Below are 3680 nucleotides of genomic sequence, written 5' to 3'. Positions count from 1 at the left end.
CTTGGCTTTCCCGCGCTTCCCACGACGAGTTCCGGATTCGCCTGGTCGCACGGGCTGCCGGACGGTCGCGTCTCGATGGTGGATACACTTGCGCACGTGCGGAGCATCGCGGAGGCCGTTCCCGTTCCGGTGAACGCGGATCTTTAAGACGGCTTCGCGATTCATCCCGCCGAGGTAGCCCTGAACGTCGCCGCCGTTGCGGCCACCGGTATCGCTGGCCTCTCCATCGAAGACTCCGCGGGTGACGCGTCCGATCCGCTCTTCCGGCTTACCGCGGCGGAGCGCTCGCGCGTGCGGCCTGGACCGGAGCCCTCCGGGCCGTGATCGAAATCGCGGAACGCGGCACGTTCACGAACCTCGCGGGCGTGCTTTCGTTCGATGACATCGATGGCTCCTTTGCCTCGGAGTGACCTGCCGCTGCGAGGCCCGGTTCGGTCCAGGCCTCACTGCCAGTGCAGCCGGTGGCCGGCGAACCTTCTCGCCATGCTTGAAGGTGGTCGAATGCGGCTCGCCACAGACTATCGAGGCCGCCGCGGGGACCCCGGCCACTACGATGCAGACTGCGGAGTATTGCCTACGCTGCCCGCGCAATTCCCCGACTTGAAGCGAACCGAAGTCGTCCTACCCTTTGAAACTGGTGACAATTCTGGTTGAGGAGGGGACGATGCGTGCATATCGAACGATCGCTATCGGGGCGGCGATGCTGGCGGCGGCCTGCAGCGGCGACCGCAACCAACGGCAGACGGGGGCGGATGCAACGGCGGCCAAAGCGCTCCCCGCGGTGCAGTCCGTGGATCTGACGTCTGGGGATCTGGCCATGTTCGCTGCGCTACCGGCGAACATGGACATTGGCGGACACCCCGCGACGGACGCGCAGGTGGCGTTGGGGCGCTCGCTCTACTATGAGACCGTGCTCTCCGACGCGCACGACGTTTCATGCAACTCGTGCCACCCGTTGAACGGCTACGGAGCCGATGGGCGTCGGTTGAGCTTCGGCCACAAGGGGCAGTTGGGCAGCCGCAACTCGCCGACGGTGTACAACGCCGCCGCGCAGACCGCGCAGTTCTGGGACGGACGTGCGCCGACAGTTGAAGAACAGGCCAAGGGGCCGATTCTCAATCCTGCCGAGATGGGCATGACCGGTTCAGCCGCGGTACTCGAGCACCTCAAGAGATCGCCGAAATACCGGGCCGCATTCGCCGCCGCGTATCCTCACGAGGCCAATCCGATCACGTATGACAATGTAGGACGGGCGATTGGTTCGTTCGAACGCGGGCTGGTGACGCCGTCGCGCTGGGACGCCTTCCTCAAGGGCGACACCACGGCGCTCACCGACCAGGAGAAGCGCGGCGCCAAGACATTCGTCGCTGCGGGGTGCACGGCGTGCCACGCCGGGGCGCTGGTGGGTGGCCAGGTGTTCCAGAAGGCGGGGCTGGTGCGGCCGTGGCCGTCGGTGGCCGACAGCGGCCGGATTGCGGTCACCCATCAGGCGAGCGACCTGTACGTGTTCAAGGTGCCGACGCTCCGCAACGTCGAGATGACGAGCCCGTATTTCAGTGATGGTTCGGTGGGTTCGCTCGATTCCGCGATCGTTCTGATGGGCCGGTATCAGTTGGGGGTCGATCTCAGCGCCGACCAAGTCAGCGACATTCACGCTTGGCTGCGGACACTCACGGGGACGATCCCGGTGTCGTACATCGCCGAGCCGCCGCTGCCTGGAAGAAAGGCGAACTTCTGATCGGCTTTCGGTCCCTTTCGCTTCTTCAGATCATCGCATTCATGGCGATCGGCGGATGCGCGTCGAGGGAGTCGGCTGGGCATTCGCCTCACCGCTAATCGTCCTGCTCGTGCGCATAGGCGGCGATCTGGAGGCGCGTGTGCAGGGCCAGCTTCTCCATCAGGTTGCGTACGTGGCTCTTGACGGTGAAGGTCGCGATGTCCAGGCGTTGCGCGATTTCCTTGTTACTCATGCCTGCCGCGATGAGGGCGATGACCTCACGTTCCCGCGCGGTCATGCGCACTGCCTTGTGCGCCTCGTCGCGTCCTCGCTGGGCAGCCGCCTCGGCGATCTGCGAGAACAGCGTGCCCGTCATCGGGGGCGGCAACACGCGAGCGCCGGTCGCCACCGAGCGGATGGTCGCGACGTGATCCTCGAACGTTGCGTCCTTGAGGATGAACCCGGCCACCCCAGCATTCACGAACTGGGCAACGTCCTCCTGGGTCGGGAGGAGATCCATGACGATGACGGCGGAATCCGCCGCCGCCTGCTTGACGGTGCGCGCGATCCTCAGGCTGCTCCGATCCTTCAGCCCGACGTCGATCAGCACCACGCGAGGCCTCAGGTCCCTGAGGTGCTCCGCCTCGATGCTCGTAGCGGCGAGTACCACGCACATATCGGGCAACGCATTGAGCATGCCGGTCATGCCCTCGCGCACGAGACGATTGTCCTCGATGACGGCGACCGTGATCAACGTAGGCCTCGCTGAGGGGTCACCCGCGCCTGCCGGCAACCGGCGGCGGCGCCAACCGGCGGCGGGCGCGTGGGTGCTCACAATATATTGCATGGAACCTCGACGGCGACGTATCGCGGGTGGCGCGTGGTTCACCCCGCACGTGTTGGTCAGACCCTATTGCATGTACCGGTACAGCCCGATCAGCCCGATCACGCCGCTGCCCAGCATGACGATCGTGCCCGGCCGGCCGCCGATCACGGCACCTACGATGAGACCCGCGCCGCCCACGACCATCAACGCGACGTTCTCCGAATTGTCGTGGTAGGCCGGCAGCAACAGGGGGGCAGGCGCCGGTTGTATGGTGTGGGGGCGGAACTCGGCGGCGGACCGCTCCAGCATCGGCCCCGGGTGCGACACACGCTGGGCGGCAGGTGCCGGAGCGGACTTCACGACGGACGTCGCGGCCTGAGGCGCCGAGGCGCCGGGCGACGCCTGCTGCGCCGCGAGCGGGGCGGCCACGCACAGCGCCATCATGATCATACTACTACGAATATGTCCTGACATGGGTGCCCCCAGAGATTTGAGGCTACAGACGACGACGTGCGCCGGCATCCGCGCCCACTACGGATTGCGGGCGCTCGCACTGGTGTAGATCGCGATCTCCACGCGCCGGTTCAGCTGCCGGCCCGCCTCGGTGTCGTTGGTGGCGATGGGCTCCGTCTCCCCGCGCCCGACCGCCCGGAGGCGCCCCGACGCCACGCCCTGCGCCTCGAGGTAGTTGGCCGCCGCCGTGGCCCGCCGCTCGGACAGCGACTGGTTGTAATCGCTCGTGCCCACCGCATCCGTGTGGCCGACAATCAGGAGATCCGTGTTCGGGTACTTCTCGAGGCTCGCCGCCAGCGCACGCAGGTTCTCCCCTGCGTCGGCGCGCACGACGTCGGAGTCGAAGTCGTACAGGAGCCCCGACGCGAACGTCACGGCGATGCCCTCGCCCACGCGCGTCACGGTGGCCCCGGGAATGTTCTGCTGAAGTTCCTTGGCCTGCTGGTCCATCTGATGACCGATGATCGCGCCGGCCGCGCCACCCACTACGGCGCCGATGATCGCTCCCCGGGCCGTCGAGCCGGTCTGGTTGCCGATCACGCCACCCACCACGCCCCCCGCCGCCGCACCGATCGCCGCCCCCTTCTCCTTCCGACTGAGCGACGCACACGCGGTGAGCGCCCA

Annotated in this window: 4 protein-coding genes; 1 reads left to right on the top strand and 3 read right to left on the bottom strand. The window is 67.0% G+C overall.

Annotated features, from left to right (window positions below; translation table 11 throughout):
* Positions 1 to 637: 637 nt before the first annotated feature.
* On the top strand, positions 638 to 1738 hold the full coding sequence (locus VNF92_13115; GenBank protein ID HVA58815.1) for a cytochrome c peroxidase: 1101 nt from the start codon (positions 638 to 640) through the stop codon (positions 1736 to 1738).
* Positions 1739 to 1832: 94 nt separating this feature from the next.
* Here VNF92_13115 and VNF92_13110 read toward each other — a convergent pair whose 3' ends face one another.
* From VNF92_13110 to VNF92_13100, 3 genes are all read right to left on the bottom strand, one after another.
* Positions 1833 to 2471 carry a response regulator transcription factor gene (locus tag VNF92_13110; GenBank protein ID HVA58814.1) on the bottom strand — a complete coding sequence of 213 codons (639 nt, stop codon included), beginning with the start codon at positions 2469 to 2471 and terminating at the stop codon, positions 1833 to 1835.
* A 156-nt stretch (positions 2472 to 2627) separates the two neighbouring features.
* The gene (locus VNF92_13105; protein ID HVA58813.1) at positions 2628 to 2993 is read right to left on the bottom strand and encodes a hypothetical protein; all 366 of its coding nucleotides are present in this window, start codon (positions 2991 to 2993) and stop codon (positions 2628 to 2630) included.
* Positions 2994 to 3074: 81 nt separating this feature from the next.
* The coding region (locus tag VNF92_13100) for an OmpA family protein (protein ID HVA58812.1) at positions 3075 to 3680 on the bottom strand (606 nt) is incomplete at its 5' end.

The sequence above is a fragment of the Gemmatimonadaceae bacterium genome (assembly GCA_035533015.1).
Lineage (GTDB): Bacteria > Gemmatimonadota > Gemmatimonadetes > Gemmatimonadales > Gemmatimonadaceae > JAGWRI01.
The sequence above is the reverse complement of the archived record's forward strand: the minus strand, read 5'-3'. Positions and strand labels throughout refer to the sequence as shown.

Coding starts and splice junctions, on each gene's coding strand:
- VNF92_13105 (HVA58813.1), bottom strand. CDS start 2,993: ATGATCATGATGGCGCTGTGCGTGGCCGCCCCGCTCGCGGCGCAGCAG.